We start from the raw sequence: 18,731 nt of genomic DNA on the forward strand, positions 1-18,731 counted from the left end.
CTCAAAATCTGGCCAGGTAGCCAAAATGTATCCTAGAATAGGAGAATTGTAAAGGTTGTTCATTCGATTTTCCGACTCCATATATAAACCGAAAAATACCGGATCCAGTATCTAGATTGATCCCTGCTCCAAATGAAACAGGTCTGTCAATTGAAGGTGCAAAGTACGGGTTTTCTAGAATCCCCAAGTCAGCAAAAATCAAGAGAAATGAGTTTTCTCCAAAAAAAAGCCGCTGTTCCATGTTTAGGTACCCATAAGTGCGGGCAAAGAAGAAGTTTTCATTGAACCCTCTTATGCTCTTCAGCCCACCAAGACGGAAAAGGTCATTCATAAGCAGATTTTGATTTTGAGTGAATCCTCCACTCCCTCTCCACCACATACCCCAGCCCCTTTTGATGAAAACATGTTGCTCCATTTCCCCCTTTACCACGTATTGCGGGCTATTCATATCAAGCCCTTCATACACCTCGGGTGGAAAACCGGTATTCTCCAATATCTTTTTATTCCCGACTGCGAATTCCCCATTTACCAAAAACCCTCTCCTAGGGAAAAACGGACTATCCAACCTGTTCCACACCCCGCCAAGGCCATATTGGTTCCAGCGATAATCAGCTATTTCCGGAAGCTCGGTGATATTCCCATACCTCTCCGTATCCAGAATATCACTTGCTTGTCTGCGGGTGAAAAAGCGTAGGTAGCTATCCTGCCCCAGATGATAGCCAAATTCCACACTTAAATACCGGGTTAGAAAGGTGGAATCCTGTTTGAGCAGATTGAACCCCACCCGCAAATCTAATGGCGAGTTGAACAAAAACGACTCTTTTGCAGAAATATCCAAGGACTGCGTCCCAACATTCAGACGCTGCCAGTGAAGGGCCACATCTCTTCCTCTACCTCCCAGATGATACAGTTCCAGATCCAACTGGCCTGTTAAAAGCATTTTGCCTGGCTCATTTTCATTGGGAAGCAATCCTACTATCCCATCCAACATATTGGTGTTCCTATCTTGAAGTGTAAAAGTAGGCTGTGCTTTTTTTAGCTTAAAATCGACGATTGGAGGCTGCAGCAGCCTGAAATAGGAAGATCTATTAAGGGACCGCCCTGCTTCGTCCAGCTGCTTTTGGGAAAAAGGCATCCCCGGGCGTATTCCTGTGATATTCTCTACAAACCCCTTTTGCGTCTTAGTATCACCATTCACTAGAAGGCTATCCCACAAAATCAGCGGCCCTGGATCAAAATCAACTACGGCTGTCAGTTTATTTCCTTTTCGATGGATACTGTCAAGTTTAATTTGAGCAAAGGGATATCCCTTGTTCTCTGCTTCCCGGATTACCCCTTGCATCCATCGTAACCCAGAGATGTAATCTGAACCTACGGGATCCACCTTCTGCGAGAACTCCCCAGGCACATTTCCTACAGCAATAGATTCCCAGAAATACTGCTCTCCAAGAAACACAGTGACTTCTAACGAATCCGCTGAAATTTCCCGCCGCTGTATCACTGCGCCGAGGTATCCCTCATCATGGAGTGATCGCTGGATGGAATCCAGGTACCCCTCCCCTGCCTGGGAGGTCAAAAAAGCTTCCCAATCATACGATCTCTGGGGGGAATCACTTGACCACTTTACCCAAAACCCATGTTGTGCGTGACAGAAGCCTCCCGCAATAAAAAAAAGGGTGAACGCCAAAATGAAGATCTTCAAAGGACTAGCTGGGATTGGTTATATTCGCAAATTAAAAGAATTCAAGTTGGCGGGCATATACATACACATTCCTTTTTGCAGGCAAGCCTGCCATTATTGCGATTTTCATTTCAGCACCAATCTTGACAGCATGAGCCGTATGGCAGAGATGATTTGTCGTGAGCTTGAACTACGCAAAGGTTATCTTCGGGGCCAAGACATCAAAACTGTCTATTTTGGAGGGGGCACTCCCTCACTTTTACCTGTTGCGCTCATTGAAATGATCCTTGGGCAAATTGCCAAAACCTATAACGCCGGATGGGAGGAAGTAACACTGGAGGCCAATCCGGATGATCTCAGCTCAGAAAAGCTGGCTACCTGGAAATATCTGGGAGTAGATCGGTTAAGTTTGGGGATTCAAAGCTTTGATGAAGAAGTACTGAAGTTTTACAACAGAGCACATACTGCCGAAGAATCCAAATCGGCTATAGAAAAAGCAAGGAAAGTAGGCTTTGAAAAATTCAGTCTAGACCTGATCTATGGATTTCCTCAGCCCAATCATGACCTATGGAAACGTGACCTGGCTACCGCAATAGCCCAGAATCCCGGTCATATTTCAAGCTATGCGCTTACTGTAGAAGAGAAAACCGCGCTTGGAATGTGGAGCAAAAGGGGGAGATTTACCCCGGCCGATGAGGATTTTGTGGCGGAGCAGTTTGAAATCCTTCAAGAGCAAAGCTCCAAATCCGGCTATATCCAATACGAAGTCTCTAATTTTGGCAAGCCCGGCCAATTTGCTTTGCATAACAGGAACTATTGGCAAGGTGTTCCTTATCTGGGAGTAGGCCCCAGCGCCCATTCATTTGATGGGAAAAACAGAGGTGCCAATTCCGCTAGCAATGCCCGATATCTGAAAGTTCTAGGACAGGAAAACACCCCGTTCACAGAGGACAATCTATCTGAAGATGAACGATTAAACGAATATATACTTACCGGACTGAGAACATTGTGGGGGATTGATTTTGATGTGATCCATAGTGATTTTGGAGTGGATCTTTTAAGTTCCCGGCAGGCGGTTATAAGGCAAATGGAAGCAGAAGGGTGGCTTATTTGGAAAGATAAAAACCTATCTTTGAGCAAAAAAGGAAAACTATTGGCGGATAGTATTGCCGCTGCTCTTTTCATTTGATCATCCTTAACCTTTCAATGGTCTTATTTCCATTGACTTCGGAGAAGGACAATCGCCCTCGGCACATCATCATCCAAAGGTGTTTTGCTCATGCCTGCAAGGACGAGCCTACCTATTGTAGCCTGGTTTTATATTATTATTTCTAAAAAGTTATGAGTAAGGACGGATATTTCAGCAGAAAGAAGGAAGTGGCTCCCCTGGAGTCGGCCTTCAATGACCTACTGAAGGCCTACAGACTGGAGGGCAAGTACAGAGAGAAGTCCCTGGTACACGATTGGCCGGACCTGGTGGGCAAAACCATTGCAGATAGAACCTCATCAGTTTTTATCCGGGACAAAAAACTAATCGTGAAATTAAGTTCCGGCCCGATTAAGAAGGAATTGCTAATGAACAAAAGTAAAGTACTCAATCTGATAGAGCAGAGATATGGTCTTGGGGTCATTGACGATTTGGTGTGTTTATAGCTCCCCTAAAACAGCTTCATTGATCTCAATTTACTCTTTTTAACATGAAGGTAATTCTCATTCCCTTACCTGTTCACAATTTTCCAATACGAATGAGTATTATTGTGGTCGCACATCCATGATCAAACTACCACAGATCCATATCGGAAAACTAAGCCTTTTACTTGCCATACTGGTCTGGCTTGCGCTGCTTTTTGTGAATTTGGTAAGACTTGTCGGGATTCTCAATCAGATGGATTCCGGTATAGCAGTGGAGTTCATCTGGATTTTGCAGACCCTCTTTTTCATTACAGTCTATAGTTTCTACAAATATTCCATTACCAAAAGCACCCAAAGTGACTTCCTGAATCTGATCTGGCGGGGAGCATCCACAGGAATATTCGCTGTTGGGGTTTACCTGATTATAGAATTGTTTTATAGCTCCTTAGGAGAAAGCAAACTGGCCACTGAACCTTTCCTGAGAACGTTTTTCTATCATGTGAGATTTGGATTGGTGACAGTTTTTCTGATTTCCACATCTCTTCTTTGGCAGCATCTCATTCTTTACCAGAAAACCAAACGCGTGGTAAAACAATGGCAAGCATATGAGATAGCGATGCTCGTTGCCATGTTTTTGGTCTTTTTTGACAGAGGGGCAAACGAATACAGCTTCTTTTTTGGACTGGTGCTGTTAGGAATATTGGCCGTGATCATTTCCACAAACCTCAAATGGATCCCATACCTGACCTTTAAGGAAAAATGGAAGTCTCTACTTTTTATGGCAATCATAATTCTAACGATCGGATATTTTTTATGGTACACCTTCTCAGGGGAGAGAGACTACGAATACCCGGTAAATCTCACCTGGAACCTATTTCTGATTTCATTGTTTTGGTTTGTGCTGGTATATGCTGTCCTCAGCTTTCTGGTCACCTTATTCAATCTCCCTACATCGTCGGTGTTTGAACAAAAGCTCACAGAAGCTATCAATTTCCAACGTCTAAGCCAATCTATTCAGCCTGGAGAAAATGAGGAGCAAGTGCTGGATATACTGTTGGATTCGTGTATGAGTGCCGCGTATGCCGACGCTGCCTGGCTTGAAATGTCCAGTTCTGATTCTTCAAATGGATGTTTTAAAGAGAGATTTATAGACCAAAAAACCCGGGAAGAAATCACGGAACTGGTGCAGAAGCAGAAGGCTGCGCAGGAATGGATAAGTGAAAAACGTCCTGATACACTCAGTCCTATTCAAATAAGGATAGATCACCCTAAATATGAGTCAGTTCTTCTGGTCGCATTGGTTATAAATAAAGCTGTAATAGGCAAAATGGTGCTGTGCAAGGAAGTACGTGATGGTTTCAACAAAGAGATGCTGAATATCATCAGCACATTTGGGAGGCAGGCATGTATAGCCGTAGAAAATCACCGCTTACTCAACCAGGCCATCCTTAATGAACGTTACCAAGAGGAACTCAAAATAGCCCAGCGAGTCCAAAAATCCTTACTCCCTACCCAGTTAGATCATAATCAAGCTTTTGATATCTGTGCATTTTCCAATGCGGCAGATGAAGTGGGGGGTGATTACTATGATACCTTCCAGCTGGACGAGGATAGGTTTGTGTTGATTATAGGAGACGTATCCGGAAAGGGGACATCGGCGGCATTTCACATGTCCCAGATGAAGGGGGTTTTCCAAAGTCTCATTCAGCTGAACCTCAGCCCCTCTGATTTTATGGTCAAGGCCAATGCGGCACTCAGCAAATGTCTGGAACGCAATCACTTCATCACTGCCTCCATATTTATTATCGACACCGCAAAACAAAGTATCTGTCATTCACGTGCAGGCCATGTACCCACTCTTTTCCATGAAAAAAAACTGGGGACATCTGCCTATTTGGAAATTGACGGACTGGGTTTAGGGATTTTAAGAAACATGCAGTATCAAAAACACGTTGTGGAAAAGACCTTCACCTATCAGGCAGGGGATGTATTAGTCTTGTTCACAGATGGCATAGTGGAAGCAAAGAATGAAAAATCCGATCAGTTCGGATATGAACGAATGAGAACCTTATTGGAAGTCTATCACGACCTCCCGCCCAAGGATATCCAGGCAAAAGTCATCGATTCTCTCCATGAATTCGTAGGCAGAGACCGACTGATTGACGATGACTATTCTATGATGGTCGTGAAATTCACTTAACAAGATAAAGAAGCCAAACAAATGCTAACTATAGATACCCAGAAAGAAAACGGCCATGACATATTGCTATTGAGCGGGGAAGTAGATGCCAGCAACTCAGTCATTTTGGATGAAGCTATCACAAAACTAGTCACTGATGGGAGCAAAGCAATTCTGGTAGATGCCTCAGGCCTGGATTATATTTCATCTGCAGGGCTGGGAGTGTTCATGTCTTACTTGGAGGATTTTCAGGAAAAAGGCATCAAGTTGAAAATTCACTCCCTTTCAGAACGGGTCTTTGAGGTTTTTAAGATCTTAGGCTTAGACCAGTTGATGCATATTTATCCTGACAAAAAATCAGCCCTCCTTAGCTGAAATGAAACATCAGATGAAAATATCGTGTCAAACGACAGCGTTGTCTGATTTACGGGGCTTTTTGAAAGAAAGCCTGAAAGACTTCCGCCTGTCTGAAATAGACCAGCTTCAGATCACCCTGGCCGTGGAAGAGGTATGTGCCAATCTGATAATCCATTCGCACAAGTGCAACGCACTGGATTACATTATCCTGAATATCAAACGAAATCCCGGGAAATTGATCTTTGAAATAACCGATGAAGGCAAAGCATTCAATATGCTTGACTATGAAGTTCCAGATTTAAATAAAGTAAAGGGGGAAAAGCGAAAAGGAGGTTTAGGCATAATTTTGGTCAAGAAGATTATGGATGAAATCGAGTTTGAATCAAGTGAAGGCAAGAACACCTGTCGCCTCATCAAATGGTTTCATTCCTAATTCATGTTAAAACCTGAGTATTCGGGACTTTTGGCTTGAAATCCTAATAAATTTGTAAAATTGCATTCCAATTCTGCCATTTCACACATGATAAACCGAACGATTTCGGCATATATATTCTTAATCCTCTTGGCATTCGAGTCTTCACTGGCCGCAAAGACCATTCAGGCGCAGCAGCAGCAAGATCCTTTATTGACCATTGGAGGCAAGGCCGTGGACAAAGATGAGCTAATATACCTGCTTTCCAAAGGAAAAAAATCCGAACCCGGAACCCCCGGCATGTCAAGAGAGGAATTTGACGAGAATCTTGACCTTTTCGTGAATTATAAGCTTAAAGTGAGAGAAGCCGAAGAAATTGGGCTTGCCGAGACGGAGGATTTCATCCGGGAGTTTGAGTCATTCCGTGAAACACTGAAGACTCCTTTTCTAATCCGCAATTCCCTAGAGGAAGGCGAACTTAGAAAAGCCTATTCCAGGATGCAGGAAATTATACGCGCCAGCCATATCCTTCTCCAATTCCCTCCCAATGCATCCCAGGAAGACAGTCTTATTGTTCTCCGCATGGCGTTGAAAATAGAAGATGAAATCAAAAACGGGGGGGATATTAACGAACTAGCGCTTGAATATTCGGATGACCCATCCGCCCAGGTAAACAAAGGGGATTTGGGCTATTTCACTGCTTTACAGATGGTACAGCCCTTCGAAGATGCGGCTTATTCACTCCAGCCGGGACAGGTTTCTTCTCCAGTGTTGACCGATTTTGGATATCATATCATCAAGGTGAAAGATCGACAAACCAACCCTGGCCAGGTGAAAGTATCACATATTCTTGTCAGAATAGATGAACAAGCCCCTGATTCAGACGACCTGGCAAAGCGGAAAGTGGCAGATATCTATAAAGAAATCCAGAAAGAAAACACCATATGGGAGGACATTGTAAAAACCTACTCTGAAGATCCCGCCAACAGCAAAAAAGGTGGGACTTTACCTTGGTTTAGCATAGGGTCTATGATCCCTGAGTTTGAAATGGCCGCATTTTCTTTATCAGAAATCGGGGAAGTTTCCCCACCGGTCAAGACACGATATGGCTATCATATACTTAGGCTGGAGGATAAAAAGCCTGTGGACAGCTTTGAAGCTATGGAAGACAACATTCGCTCCAGGATTCTGAGAGACTCCCGCTCCACTATGATCCAGTCGCAAGTGATGGCTATTCAGAAGTCCCGCTATGCCTTTAAAGAAAATGAGGCGAACATTACCAAGGTACGTTCGGAAGTAAAAGCAACAACCAAAAGTGCCTGGATACAGGAAGCTATCGAAAAAGACCTGGAAAGCGACCAGCTTTTCTCCCTTCAGGGTAAAAGCTACGCCATGAAAGACCTCCTTGGTTTTATGAAGGAGGAGGAGATTGCCCTTACAAACAACGGGGATGTTTTCGAAACCTGGTATGAACGGTTCGTCGCAGAGGAGCTCAATCATACCGAAGAGGCTGATTTGCGGGCAAACAATAAGGAATACCGTATGCTTTTGAAAGAGTATAGAGATGGCATTTTACTATTCTCCCTCATGAATGAACAAGTCTGGCAAAAAGGGCTGCTTGACTCTGTGGCACAAAGAGCTTTTTATGAGCAAAACATTCAAAACTACCAATGGAAAAGTAGAGTGAATGCCTACATCGTCAAGGTGCTTGACATGACCCAATTGGAAACAGCAAGGAAGCAACTTCAATCCGGCCCATTTTCCCAGGAATTGATGGAAACATTTGAAAATAGTTATGAAAACACGAAACCTTTAGCTTTCCAAACCGAATCAGGGAATATAGAATACGAAGAACATCCTGTCCTATCAAAAGCAGATCTTAATGCCAAATACCAGGAACTGGAAGTGAACGGACATTTGCACCTTCTAGTCCTAGGGGACAGGAGTGGGCCAGGTCCCAAGGAGTTTAACGAAACACGCGGCGTGGTGATCAGGGACTACCAAGAATCCCTGGACAAAACCCTAGTCGAATACTTACGGAAAAAATACCCCATCAAGATAAATCCTAAAACGAAGGAGGAAGCCTTTGTAGCCTTGAATCAATAGTTACCTGTTAAAATGAATACCGTCCCTTTACTTCTCGGCGGATAAACACCCATGAAATTGCTAAAACGACTTACATTAATTCTAATTGCCAGTCTGCTGATCACAGCATCACTCGCCCAAGAAGGCACTCCCACGGGCCAGGTTCTTGATAAAATCGTGGCTAAGGTGGATAACCATATCTTGCTGGAGTCGGATGTGCAGAAAGCATACCTGGAGGCTATCTCCCAAAATTACCAAGGCCAGGAGGCCCCGACCCGATGCCAGGTTTTTGAGTCTCTGATGATCAATAAGCTCATGGTAGCCAAAGCTGAGGTCGATTCAGTAATAGTCACCGACGCAGAAGTCATGCTCCAGACAGAGCAGCGTTTTAGTATGGTGATGCAGCAGTTCGGTGGAGATGAGAATACACTTGTAGAGGCCTATGGAAAGACCTCGGATCAACTTAAGGCAGAAATTGAAGATGTGATCCGGGAACAATTGATCGTACAGCGAATGCGGAGTCAGATCACTGCCGGATTAACGGTCTCCCCCAATGATGTGAGACAGTTTTTCAAAAGTATCCCTACGGATTCCCTGCCACTCTTTACATCGGAAGCCACTGTGGGACAGATAGTACTTAAGCCTAAAGTGAACCCACAAACCAAGCAAGATGTCTATGAACAAATGGTCCAGTTCAAAAAAGACATTGGTGAAGGCAAAGCTGATTTTGCAGAACTGGCAAAGAGGTATTCAGAAGATCCAGGCTCTGCATCTAACGGAGGGAATCTAGGTTTTTCCTCAAAAGGGCAAATGGTCCCTGAATATGAAGGTGCTGCAATGGCATTGAGGCAAGGTGAAATCTCCGATCCGGTAGAGTCAGATTACGGCTTTCACCTCATTCAACTATTAGAAAAGAAAGGCACCACTTATAATACTAGACACATCCTTATTTCCCCTAAGGCCACGGAGGCGGATATAAAAAGCTCCGAGCGCTTGCTGGATAGTCTAAGAACCGAAATTCTGGCGGGAAGAATGGAGTTTGCCAAAGCCGCTAAAGACTTCTCCGATGACAGAAGCACTTCAGACAATGGCGGCTACTTTACCGATCCTGCCACTAATTCCAACAGGCTTTCCCTGCGGACATTGGAAGACCCTCTCCTCTTCTTTATGATAGACACCATGCAGGTAGGGGATATCACCAAGCCTATGCAATTTGATGATCCCAGGGAAGGGAAAAAAGTACGCATTCTGTACTATAAGGCTAAATATCCTGCCCACAGGGCAAATATGGAAGATGACTACGAAAAGTTAAAGGCGGCCACACTTCGAAAAAAAGAAGAAGATATTCTGAGCAGCTGGTTTATCACGGCCAAAGAGGATATTTTCATAGATTTAGACCCTGCCTATGATCGATGTAATGTATTGACAGCTGAAAAATAACACCACGGCCCGGGGATTTCCCGGGCTGTGATGTTATATGCTAATGGAGGTCATTTCTACTCCTGTCCACCCTCATGTGGTTGCTCAATATGACGATTAGGAGTTATGAGCCACCTCTTGTAAGAATAGCGATCACCCCGGGTGTGCCATTGGCCTTGCCGGACTGTACTGTCGGCAAGGCTGCTTGTAATCAATTTCATACTGTAGGGCAATCCCACTTGACTGAGACTGTTATTTTTTCGAAAAAAGCGTCTTGAATGCCAGACCGATCTGTTTCAACCCCTCTTTGAATAAACCCTTCGACTCTTCTAGTTTAGGCTTCAGATCTTCTGACCGTTCCCTAAGCTCCCGTTCTAGCAATTCTTTGCCCTTTTTAAACTCCGCTTCCAGTGTAGTTTTATTGTCCCTTAGTTCCTGGATTTTCTTCTCTATATCCTCCTTGGCATCCATACCAGCATCAGCGCCTTTCTTGACCAGCTCTTCGATTTTTTCACCGATTTCCCTGAGTACCTGCTCTATGTCCTGTGTTGTTGATTTTTTTTCTTCCATGACTAAAAATAGTTAGACCTACCGATATCCTTCAAGATAGATATTTTTCATTTCAATGCTTATAATTTAACACAAAAACGAATCAAAAAGCCTAATTATCAACAGATTCACTAGTAGTCTGTTTCTCATAAAGCTCAGCATATACTCCCTTCTGCTCCATCAGCGAGCGGTGGTCTCCACGCTCCACTACCCTTCCGTCATCCAGAACAATAATCTGATCGGCAAGCTTGGCAGAGGAGACGCGGTGGGAGATGATAATGGACGTACGGTTTTGCATTATGCTCTTAAGCGCAGTCAGGATCACATTTTCTGTTTTGGTATCCACAGCAGAGAGACAATCATCCAGTATAAGGATTTTTGGTTCCTTGGCTATCGCGCGCGCTATGGACACTCGTTGCTTTTGACCTCCCGAAAGTGTAATGCCCCGCTCCCCTAACATAGTTTCAAATCCCTTCGGAAACTCCACAATATTCTGGTAAACATCAGCATCTTTGGCTGCTTTTTCTATGATAGCCGAATCCGGCTTCTCTATCCCAAAAGCAATGTTATTGCCGATGGTGTCAGAAAACAAAAAGACATCCTGGGGCACATACCCTATCTGCCTTCTAAGGTCAGCTATGGCAAGGGATGTTATCGATTTACCGTCAACTTTAATCTCCCCAGCACTAGGATCATACATGCGCATCAGTAGATTGGCGATGGTAGATTTACCCGAACCCGTCGTTCCTATAATTCCAAGCGTTTGGCCTTCTTCAATCTTGAAACTAACATCTTGCAATGCCATAATTCCAGAATCAGGATAAACGAAGGATACATTTTCCATCTGTACAGTACCTTGGATTTCAGCTTTTATTTCCCCAGTACTTTGAATATCATTTTTCTCATCCAAAAACTCATTGATCCTGGTCTGAGAAGCAGCCGCACGCTGCACAATACTTGTCACCCAACCCAAAGATGTCACCGGCCATGTAAGAATATTTACGTAAAGTATAAATTCAGCAATGACCCCATAGCCGATTTCCCCGCTGATGACCTGAAGACCGCCTGCATATACGGTAATGATTGTAGAGATGCCCACAAGTGCCATGATGATCGGAAAAAACAAAGCATTCACTTTGGTCAGACGGATAGATTTTACCTTATAGTCCTCACTTGCAATAGCAAAATCATTGGCGCTGTCCTTTTCTCTGACGAAAGCCTTCAACACCCGGATTCCTGAAAATGCCTCTTGTACAAACGTGCTAAGCCCACTCAGGCTACGCTGAATCTTCTCAGACCGTTCGTTGATCATATTATTCACATAATAGATGCTCAAAGAAAGCACTGGAAGAGGCAGGAGCGTGTAAAGCGTCAACATAGGGTTGACCGTGATCATGTAAGTGATCACCAGGGGAAAAAGGATCAGCAGATTCAAACCATACATAATAGCCGGGCCAAGGTACATTCTCACTCGGCTTACATCCTCGGTAATCCTCGCCATCAAGTCTCCCGTACTGTTTTTCCTGTAAAAACTCAAAGGAAGTTTCTGGTAGTGATCGTAGATATCATTCTTCATATCATACTCCACTTTTCTGGACATAATTATGATTGTCTGTCGGATAAAGAAAAGAAAAATCCCTCTCAGCAACGCCATTACTAAGATCAAAACACCAAAGACAACAACGAACTTTAAAAAAACATCCTGCGCCTGACCACCCATTCCGCTCCTTGCCAATGGCTGATAAATAGAAAAACTCTCTACCACATAATCTATTGCCAGTCTGACCAACTGAGCAGGTATAATTACGAATATATTCGATATAACCGTAAAAACTATCCCTAAAAGGATCAATCCCTTGTACCTGTATAGATACTTATTGAGTCGCCAAAGTGGTTTCACCAAATAAAAATTTTAAAAACGTGGAATAAGTTTAATAAAACTGTATATATTAATTCCTTGAACGCCAATAAAAGTATTTAATTTTGTATTGGCGAATTTCATAAAGGAATACCCAAATATAACACATTCTAAAAAGCTAAGTTCACATGTTAGAGATTAAAGCTACCGAAACAGTAAGTGAAGGTTCAATCTTTGGCCAAATCACAACGATGGATCATGAACAACTCGTGATCTGTAATGATGAAGCTACCGGTCTAAAAGCATTGATCGGAATTCACAATACTACACTGGGGCCTGCGTTGGGCGGCACCCGTATGTGGCCTTATGCTTCTGAAGAGGAGGCTATCACAGATGTTTTACGTCTTTCCAGAGGCATGACCTTTAAAAACGCGCTTGCCGGACTGAATCTAGGCGGTGGCAAAGCGGTGATCCTAGGTGACCCTAAGTTAAAAAGCGAAGCGTTCCTTAGACGTTTTGGGAGGTTCGTGCAGAGCCTGGGCGGCAGATATGTGACTGCCGAAGATGTGAACATGAACACCTCCGACATGGAGTACATTGGAATGGAAACCCGTCATGTCACCGGCCTTCCTGAGATCAAAGGCGGTGGGGGGGATCCATCACCGGTGACTGCCTATGGGGTCTATATGGGAATGAAGGCAGCTGCCAAAAAAGCATTTGGATCAGAATCGCTGGCTGGTAAAAGAATAGCTGTACAGGGTGTGGGACAGGTAGGCAAATACCTGATTGAGCATTTGGTCAAAGAAGGGGCAAATGTACTGATCACCGATATCTTCGAAGACAAGCTACTTGCAGTGGCAAAAGCCACGGGTGCCCAAGTAGTGGATCCGGCGGTAATTTATGACCTGGAGATGGACATCTACTCCCCTTGTGCGCTTGGTGCCACCATTAACGACCGAACCATTGACCGTTTGAAATGCGCGGTAATCGCTGGTGGCGCAAACAACCAATTGCAGGATGAAGCCAAACATGGACGTATATTGATAGAAAGGGGAATCGTCTATGCACCGGATTTCCTGATCAACGCCGGAGGAGTGATCAATGTAGGAGCGGAATACTTCGGAGGACACAACAGAGACACCGTATATAAACAAACAGAAAAAATATACGATACCTGCCTGGCCATTTTGCATAAATCCGAAAAAGAAAACATCCCTGCTCAACAAGCAGCCATAGAGACTGCCAAAGCAAGGATCGATGCCATAGGCAAGGTAAAGCTATCATACTAACAAAAGCACCTATCGAATTCAAAAACCACCGGGAATCACATCCGGTGTTTTTTTTGTCCCTTTTGACTAGGTGATAGCCACCTCAAATTGCCTATATTTGCAACTCACTCCTAAGACATGCTAAACAGAAGAATATTAAGAGTAAAGGCATTTCAAAACCTCTATGCTTACGAGCAGTGCAAAGGTTCCAATCTTAACCTGGCCAAAGATTTTATCAGAACCTCATTTTTGCCTGATCTGAACAGCATGGAAGTTCAAGATAAAACAGCACTCAACAAGGAAGCTGAGGAAGCGATTACCCTTTTTGAACAAAATCTCTCAACTACCGGCCTCATCAAATCAAACGAAGCAAGCCGTAAGGTTAAGCAGGTGGTTTTAGATGCAATGAAAAAATACCATGACGCAAATGCGAAAGACCGTGATTTTCTGCTTAAAAACATGGTGGTGTCGGCAGAACGCATCCCACAACTATATCTACTGGCAATAGAATTGTTGCAGGCTTTTGCCAACCATGTGGAAAAGGAGATCGAAAAGAAAAAGAAATTCACCGGTAACAACAGCCCTATGGTATTCGGGAATGAGCTCAATTTCCCCAATAATAAGGTCCTGGCGACGCTCCGAGAATCAGATTCCTATCGGGCCGCAGTAGCTAGATACAATGCCAATTTGGACGATATAGAACTTGAAATCAGAGAATGGTTCAGGGATTATATTAAGCCATCTGAGCAATATCAGGATTACCTGCTATTGGACTCGCCAACGTTGGAAGAAGACTTTGAACTAGTGGACAGTTTGCTAAAGAAGGTCCTTTTCAAAAATGAGGTGGTATTGAATTTCTTCGCCGAAAAAGACCTCAACTGGACTGAAGACAAATCCGTGGTCAGGAGTCTCGCTTCCAAAGTCTTGAAAAATGCGGCCAACCTCCAGGAGGAAAATGAAAGTGAAATGCCCGAGATTGCGATGAACTGGGATGAGGATAAGGAGTTTTTTCAAAATATCTTTAACTTCACCATTGAAAATGACGCAGCCAGTAAGGCACTTATCACTCAAAAAACCAAAAACTGGGATATAGAAAGACTCGCTTTCACAGATAAGGTAATTATTTCGATGGCGATAGCAGAGATGAAAAACTTCCCTAGTATCCCTGTCAAAGTGAGTATAAACGAGTATATCGATATCTCAAAAACATACAGTACACCTAAAAGCAAACAATTTGTCAATGGGCTGCTGGATGTGATGTCGAAAGAGTTAACCGAAAGCGGGGAAATCCGTAAGAGCGGTAGAGGACTTTTGGATAATAAATAATATAACTATGAGCAAGAGCAGTAATTCACTCATCGCATTTCTAATCGGTGCAGGCGCGGGAGCGGCACTTGGAGTACTTTTTGCCCCTGATACGGGCACAAATACCCGTGACCGTCTTTCATTCCAACTTTCAAAATACAAGAAAGAGCTGGAAGGGCTGATAGATGAATTGGTGGACGGCAAAGAAATTCACCTTAACGAGGCAAAAACCGAAGGCAAGCGAGTAATCTCAGAAGCGAAAAACAAAGCAGAGAATCTGCTGAGCGATGTCAACAAATTAATAGATCAAATCAATCAGGAAAAAAATCAATAAGTATGAAATCGAGCATGACGAGAAGGTCATACGAAGGAATGATTATCTGTGATGCGAGATTCCATATGGCCATCAAGAAAAAATTATAATTATATGAAATCGAACATAATGAATGTGGCGGTTTTCTCCGTCATCCTCGCAGTGGGAGTTTCTTGCGATCAAAAAAGTGATCAGGATGCGAAGATCAAAGCACTGGAGGATAAAATAGCCCAGCTAGAGACCAGCAACACATCTGTCACCCCGGTGAATGCCCAGACCAGCTCTGTGGCAGATCCTTCTACTTTAGGAGCATTTCAATTCCCGGAAATGGAACATGACTTTGGCACCATCAATGAAGGTAAGGTAGTAGAACATATCTTCAAATTCACCAATAACGGCCAGGCTCCCCTAGTAATCTCCAATATCACCGCTTCATGTGGATGCACCAGTCCTGATTGGACTAAAGCACCGGTAAAACCAGGCGAAGAGGGCTTTGTTAAAGTAGTTTTTGACTCAAACAACAAATCAGGCGCTCAGGCCCCTACGGTAAGCATACAGGCAAACACCAATCCTAATGTGACCCGATTGAGATTGAAAGGAACAGTAACACCAAAAAACGCAGGTACGACGGCTCCCGTAGGGCCGGTTAAACGATAATTATGATCTCTACAATATTAGCACAAGCTGCGGCAGGTGGCAGTGGGATTTTAGGGCAGGTTTTCCTGTTCGGTTCTATTATTCTGATTATGTACTTCTTCATGATCAGACCACAGCAGAAGAAACAGAAGGAAAGCAAAAAGTTTATTGAAGAAATCAAAAAAGGGGATGAAGTGGTGACGATAGGTGGACTCCATGGCAAGGTAAATGCAGTAGAAGGGGACACGGTAATCCTGGAGCTAGACAGAGGGTTGAAAGTAAAAGTGGAAAAATCCGCTATTTCCCTGGATTTCTCCAGAAAACCAGAACAAAAAAAATAAATTGAATTTTGCCGGAAACTAATAAATCCTCCAAAAGGATCAGTCCCCGAAAAGTATCGAATCTAAAAGTGGTAGTCCTCTGCATAGCAGCAGCTACCACTTTTTGGATTTTAAACGCCCTGAATAAGGACGATTATACTACTGTGGTCGATTTTCCGGTGGAAATATCCTTTGATCAAGACCAGTACATAGCCGTATCAGCTCTCCCAAAAACATTGGAGATTGAAATTTCCGGGGACGGCTGGGATTTGCTCAGAAAATACTTCAATTTCAACAGCGATGCCTTCCCGATAGAGCTCAATAATCCCGCAGCTAAAAATTTTATTCTCACCTCTGACCTAAAGCGGTCCTTGGGAGAATTCCTCTCTCCTACCCAACTGGTTTCAGTACTGGATGATTCTCTTAAATTCCAAGTGGACAGAATCAAAACACTGAAAGTAAAACCGGTTCTTGATTCCGCAGGTTTTACCATGGCCAAGAACTTCAGGATAATGGGGCAAATCGCTTTCAGCCCCGAAACCATCACCCTCAAAGGTCCCGGATCCATGCTTGATAGCCTGAGCAGGACTTTTCCGATAACACTCAACGAAAACAGACTCAACAAGTCAGTCGATAAATTAATCGAGCTGGAAGTACCGGACTCGATGGGTGAACTGGTGCAGATAGATGAAGAGCAAATCAATGTCAAGTTTGAGGTAGTGGAATTTCTTGAAGGCAACAAACGACTTAAAATCAATAAAACCCACTTCCCCCCAAATGTGGCACTGGCAGATGAAGATGTGGTGATTATGATTTCCTATCTGGTGGATGAGCGAAAAGTGGGAGCGCTGAAAGACATAGAATTCGAAGCGGTAGTGGATTATTATAAGCGCAATAAAGAAGACAGCACCATCAGCGTTCAGGTAAGACCACAGCCAGATTATTTAGATCAAATCGTCATTTCTCCTGCCATTTTAAGACTCAAATATGAATAAGAATTCGCCCACATTGGTCGGAATTACCGGGGGGATAGGCTCAGGAAAAACCACTGTAACCAGGATTTTTTCTATTCTTGGCATTCCCGTTTATTCCGCAGATGACCGGGCTAAGTGGCTTATGCAAAATGATGCACAGTTACAAACCAAAATCAAAGATGCATTTGGAGATGAGTCGTATTTACCCAATGGTAGTCTGAATCGGGATTTTTTGGCAAAAACAGTATTTGCTGATCCTGAAAAAGTAAAAAGAATAAATTCCTTGGTACATCCGGCAGTGGGAAGTGATTTTTCTGACTGGGCATCAAACCACACCTCCCCGTACGTGTTAAAAGAAGCGGCACTGATCTTTGAGACAGGTAGTAATGGTTCCCTGGACTTTGTGATCAATGTAAGCTCCCCCCTTAAAGTCCGTCTGGCGAGAACCTTGATGAGAGATCCATTTCGCTCGGAAGAACAAGTACATCAAATCATCAACCAGCAGCTTCCCGATGAACAGAAAAACGAAATGGCCGACTTCGTAATAAAAAACACAGACAATAAACTGTTAATTCCCCAGGTCTTAAAGATTCATGAGAAGCTTATTTCATTGAATTAAAAGTATATCATCTGCGGGAAAAGCAGGTCAACTCTTATTTCCCTTCTCGCTACACCATCCTACTTTTCAAAACTTTATGAAAGGATACAATCCCAAAGACTGGTTTAAAACTTTGTTTTTAGTCCAAAAATCAGACACCCTTGTCAAGCTTAGCCCCTTCATGGCCCTCATTTTCCTTTACTCGATAGGAATAGCGTGGCTGGAGATGGACTACTTCAAGATTGGTAAAAACAGCTGGGTTCAGAATATCCCCATCATGCATAGCCTATTGAGCTTTGTCATTTCCCTGCTGCTTGTTTTCAGGACAAATACAGCTTACGATAGATGGTGGGAAGGCAGGAAGCTTTGGGGCCAGTTGGTAAACAACAGCAGAAATTTGACCCTGAAGCTGGCGGGAATATTGGAAATCTCCGATGAAGATTCGAGACGGTTTTTCAGAAGAACAATCCCAATGTATGCTTATTCCCTTAGAGAGCACCTACAGAACAAAGTCACGATGTATATGCTGGATGACAAAAAGGGCGAAGAAATCACTTCTGCCATCGACCCGGATAAACATGTCCCAAATCAAGTGGCTAAATTGATGTTCGGCAAAGTAAATGACCTTTATAAAGCAAGAAAAATCACCGGAGATCAATTGATCATTCTGAACCAGGAGCTCATGTGCTTTACGGATATCTGCGGAGCCTGTGAACGTATTAAAAACACACCCATACCCTATTCCTACAGTTCATTTATCAAGAAATTTATACTGGCCTATGTGCTTACGTTACCATTGGGATATGTTTTTTCCCTAGGATACTATGCGGCACCTATTGTCACATTTATATTTTATGTTCTGGCTAGTCTGGAGTTAGTCGCGGAAGAAATCGAAGAACCTTTTGGGACAGATCCCAATGATCTGCCCATGGCCAAACTAGCATCAAACATCCAAAAGCATGTAGAAGAGCTGATCTAAAACAGTTTTCTTAACTTTAAGCCCGGACTATGCATTAGGATTCGTAGCAACCTGTCCCGATCTTTTTCGGGAAGGGTTCAAAACTGTAAGAGAATCAGTCACTTTGGAGATCGAGCCGTAGCATCGCTACGTTGAGAGCGAAAAGTGAAGCGTAGCGACTGATTTT

The 18,731-nt window shown here is 43.5% G+C and carries 18 protein-coding genes; 15 read left to right on the top strand and 3 right to left on the bottom strand.

The features are described from left to right. Position 1: 1 nt before the first annotated feature. Positions 2 to 1,702 (bottom strand): BamA/TamA family outer membrane protein, encoded by a 1,701-nt coding sequence (locus tag LZF95_RS18275; RefSeq protein WP_233756471.1) that lies wholly within the window; start codon positions 1,700 to 1,702, stop codon positions 2 to 4. On the opposite strand from LZF95_RS18275, the gene hemW reads away from it, so the two are divergent. From hemW to LZF95_RS18310, 7 genes are all read left to right on the top strand, one after another. Then, on the top strand, positions 1,689 to 2,870 hold the full coding sequence (gene hemW / locus LZF95_RS18280) for a radical SAM family heme chaperone HemW (RefSeq protein ID WP_233756472.1): 1,182 nt from the start codon (positions 1,689 to 1,691) through the stop codon (positions 2,868 to 2,870). The genes LZF95_RS18275 and hemW overlap by 14 nt on opposite strands. Before the next feature lie 152 nt (positions 2,871 to 3,022). After that, entirely contained in the window at positions 3,023 to 3,334 is a 312-nt protein-coding gene (locus LZF95_RS18285; protein ID WP_233756473.1) for a DUF721 domain-containing protein, read from the top strand. Between the two features lie 118 nt (positions 3,335 to 3,452). Then, on the top strand, positions 3,453 to 5,513 hold the full coding sequence (locus LZF95_RS18290; RefSeq protein WP_233756474.1) for a GAF domain-containing SpoIIE family protein phosphatase: 2,061 nt from the start codon (positions 3,453 to 3,455) through the stop codon (positions 5,511 to 5,513). A 21-nt stretch (positions 5,514 to 5,534) separates the two neighbouring features. Next, on the top strand, positions 5,535 to 5,867 hold the full coding sequence (locus LZF95_RS18295) for an STAS domain-containing protein (protein WP_233756475.1): 333 nt from the start codon (positions 5,535 to 5,537) through the stop codon (positions 5,865 to 5,867). A gap of 13 nt (positions 5,868 to 5,880) precedes the next feature. Further along, the gene (locus LZF95_RS18300) at positions 5,881 to 6,282 is read left to right on the top strand and encodes an ATP-binding protein (RefSeq protein WP_233756476.1); all 402 of its coding nucleotides are present in this window, start codon (positions 5,881 to 5,883) and stop codon (positions 6,280 to 6,282) included. An 87-nt stretch (positions 6,283 to 6,369) separates the two neighbouring features. After that, positions 6,370 to 8,367 carry a peptidylprolyl isomerase gene (locus tag LZF95_RS18305; protein ID WP_233756477.1) on the top strand — a complete coding sequence of 666 codons (1,998 nt, stop codon included), beginning with the start codon at positions 6,370 to 6,372 and terminating at the stop codon, positions 8,365 to 8,367. A gap of 51 nt (positions 8,368 to 8,418) precedes the next feature. Next, positions 8,419 to 9,786, top strand: a complete 1,368-nt coding sequence (locus tag LZF95_RS18310) for a peptidylprolyl isomerase (RefSeq protein ID WP_233756478.1) — start codon at positions 8,419 to 8,421, stop codon at positions 9,784 to 9,786. 231 nt (positions 9,787 to 10,017) lie between these two features. On the opposite strand, the gene LZF95_RS18315 is transcribed toward LZF95_RS18310, so the two are convergent. Next, positions 10,018 to 10,335 carry a hypothetical protein gene (locus LZF95_RS18315; protein ID WP_233756479.1) on the bottom strand — a complete coding sequence of 106 codons (318 nt, stop codon included), beginning with the start codon at positions 10,333 to 10,335 and terminating at the stop codon, positions 10,018 to 10,020. A 91-nt stretch (positions 10,336 to 10,426) separates the two neighbouring features. Continuing rightward, positions 10,427 to 12,214, bottom strand: a complete 1,788-nt coding sequence (locus LZF95_RS18320; RefSeq protein ID WP_233756480.1) for an ABC transporter ATP-binding protein — start codon at positions 12,212 to 12,214, stop codon at positions 10,427 to 10,429. A 146-nt stretch (positions 12,215 to 12,360) separates the two neighbouring features. Between LZF95_RS18320 and LZF95_RS18325 the strand changes: the two genes are divergently transcribed. The 8 genes from LZF95_RS18325 (at position 12,361) to LZF95_RS18360 (ending at position 18,565) form a co-directional block, all read left to right on the top strand. After that, the gene (locus LZF95_RS18325; RefSeq protein WP_306422367.1) at positions 12,361 to 13,461 is read left to right on the top strand and encodes a Glu/Leu/Phe/Val dehydrogenase dimerization domain-containing protein; all 1,101 of its coding nucleotides are present in this window, start codon (positions 12,361 to 12,363) and stop codon (positions 13,459 to 13,461) included. 117 nt (positions 13,462 to 13,578) lie between these two features. After that, entirely contained in the window at positions 13,579 to 14,766 is a 1,188-nt protein-coding gene (gene nusB, locus LZF95_RS18330; RefSeq protein WP_233756481.1) for a transcription antitermination factor NusB, read from the top strand. Positions 14,767 to 14,773: 7 nt separating this feature from the next. Beyond that, on the top strand, positions 14,774 to 15,079 hold the full coding sequence (locus LZF95_RS18335; RefSeq protein WP_233756482.1) for a YtxH domain-containing protein: 306 nt from the start codon (positions 14,774 to 14,776) through the stop codon (positions 15,077 to 15,079). Positions 15,080 to 15,172: 93 nt separating this feature from the next. Continuing rightward, positions 15,173 to 15,715, top strand: coding sequence for a DUF1573 domain-containing protein (locus LZF95_RS18340; protein WP_233756483.1), 543 nt, complete (start codon positions 15,173 to 15,175; stop codon positions 15,713 to 15,715). 2 nt (positions 15,716 to 15,717) lie between these two features. Next, positions 15,718 to 16,035 carry a preprotein translocase subunit YajC gene (gene yajC / locus LZF95_RS18345; RefSeq protein ID WP_233756484.1) on the top strand — a complete coding sequence of 106 codons (318 nt, stop codon included), beginning with the start codon at positions 15,718 to 15,720 and terminating at the stop codon, positions 16,033 to 16,035. Between the two features lie 8 nt (positions 16,036 to 16,043). Further along, positions 16,044 to 17,009: a YbbR-like domain-containing protein gene (locus LZF95_RS18350; protein ID WP_233756485.1), complete on the top strand. Its 966-nt coding sequence runs from the start codon at positions 16,044 to 16,046 to the stop codon at positions 17,007 to 17,009. Beyond that, on the top strand, positions 17,002 to 17,607 hold the full coding sequence (gene coaE / locus LZF95_RS18355) for a dephospho-CoA kinase (protein ID WP_233756486.1): 606 nt from the start codon (positions 17,002 to 17,004) through the stop codon (positions 17,605 to 17,607). The genes LZF95_RS18350 and coaE overlap by 8 nt, the downstream gene beginning before the upstream one ends. Before the next feature lie 76 nt (positions 17,608 to 17,683). Then, the gene (locus LZF95_RS18360) at positions 17,684 to 18,565 is read left to right on the top strand and encodes a bestrophin family protein (RefSeq protein ID WP_233756487.1); all 882 of its coding nucleotides are present in this window, start codon (positions 17,684 to 17,686) and stop codon (positions 18,563 to 18,565) included. Positions 18,566 to 18,731 lie beyond the last annotated feature (166 nt).

The organism is Algoriphagus sp. AGSA1 (assembly GCF_021390545.1).
GTDB lineage: Bacteria > Bacteroidota > Bacteroidia > Cytophagales > Cyclobacteriaceae > Algoriphagus.